At 76.9% G+C, this 1,501-nt stretch carries 2 protein-coding genes; both read right to left on the reverse strand.

Translation table 11 applies throughout. The features are described 5' to 3' along the window. Positions 1 to 1,158, reverse strand: a 1,158-nt coding sequence (locus RH94_RS15180) for an MFS transporter (protein WP_107428726.1), incomplete at its 3' end; no start/stop codon positions are given. After that, positions 1,155 to 1,501, reverse strand: a 347-nt coding sequence (locus RH94_RS43470; RefSeq protein ID WP_234425791.1) for an ABC transporter permease subunit, incomplete at its 5' end; no start/stop codon positions are given. The genes RH94_RS15180 and RH94_RS43470, both read right to left, overlap by 4 nt.

The following is a 1,501-nucleotide window of genomic DNA, read 5'->3' on the forward strand; positions in this document are numbered from 1 at the left end:
GGGCGGCAGCCCGGAGTCGAGGAGGCTGCCGCTCGCCGCGCTGCCGAGCAGCACGACCAGGCCCGAGACCGAGGACAGCGCCCCGGTGTAGAGACCGAGCCGGCCCTCCTCGGCGAGGTCGGGCACCCAGGCGCGGGCGACGGGTGTGACGAACATCTGGCCGAGGGTGAGCAGCACGACGAAACCGGCCGCGGGCAGCAGTCCGGCCGTTCCGGTCCACTCGGCGGGCCGGGCCGCCGCCACCCCCGCGAACCCGGCGGCGATCAGCAGCAGTCCGGCGGCCATGGCGCGGCGCGGGGCGAGCCGGTCCCCGGCCCACCGGGTGACGAACAGCTGTGCGGTCACCACCAGCAGCGAGGACAGCGCGAACAGCCAGGCCAGCGGCGCCTGCGAGCCGGTGGCGCGCTCCACCTCCGCGGGCAGGGCGAGGTAGAGCTGGTTGTAGGCGAGCAGGCAGGCGCCGTAGGCGCAGCACAGCGCCAGGAAGCGGCGGTTGCGCAGCAGCGCCCCCGTACCGCCGCGCATCCGGACGCGGGCGCGGCCGGGTATGTGCTGCGGCAGCAGCCGGACGTGCCCGGCGAGGACGAGGACGAACACCCCGGCCCCGGCCAGACAGGCGGTGCGGAAGTCCACCGCCAGCAGCAGCGCGCCGAGCAGCGGCCCGACGAACGCCCCGGCCTGTCCGGCCACCGTGAACAGGGCCAGGACGCGGGTGCGCGCGCCCCCGCCCGCCTCCTCCCAGGCGACGGCCTGGCGGGCCACCTCCGACTCCACGGCGGGCGAGAACAGCGCGGCGGCGAACCCGATCAGCAGCACCGCGCCGATGACCGCCCAGGTCCGCTCGGCGTACCCGAGCCAGGCGAACCCGGCGATGCGCAGCGCGCACCCGGTGAGGACGACGGGCCGCACCCCGTACCGGTCGGTGAGTGCTCCCCCGACCACGAACAGCCCCTGCTGGCTGAAGGTGCGCAGCCCGAGCACGAGCCCGACCAGCCAGCCCGCCATGCCGATCGCCCGCCCGAGGTGTTCGGCGAGGAAGGGCAGCACGGCGAAGAAGCCGATGTTGAAGGCGAGTTGGGTGAGTATCAGCAGCCGCAGCAGGGGCGGGAGACGGACCCGGCCGGGTGCGGTGCCGGCGGCGGTCGCGGGGGCGGTCATACGGCCTCCAACTCGGCCGTGCGCGACGGTCGTCGGGCTGCGCGGGCGGGGGTGCGGGACTGCCGCCGCGACCACCGCGGCCCTCCCGCCGCCGTGACCGCGAGCGCGCCGAGCAGGGCGAGGACGGCGGCGGGGGCGAGGACGGCCCAGGGGGCGCGTTCGGCGTAGGGCTGGTTCTCGGCGAGCAGCAGGCCCCACTCGGGGGACGGGGGCTGGGCGCCGAGGCCGAGGAAGCCGAGCGAGGCGAGCGCGAGCGCGATGCCGGGCAGGCGGAGCAGGGCGTGGCGGGTGACGGGCGGCAGGACGGCGGGCAGGAGGTGCCGGCGCAGCAGGTGGGTACGGC

It is taken from the genome of Streptomyces kebangsaanensis (genome assembly GCF_001906585.1).
GTDB classification, from domain to species: Bacteria; Actinomycetota; Actinomycetes; order Streptomycetales; family Streptomycetaceae; genus Streptomyces; species Streptomyces kebangsaanensis.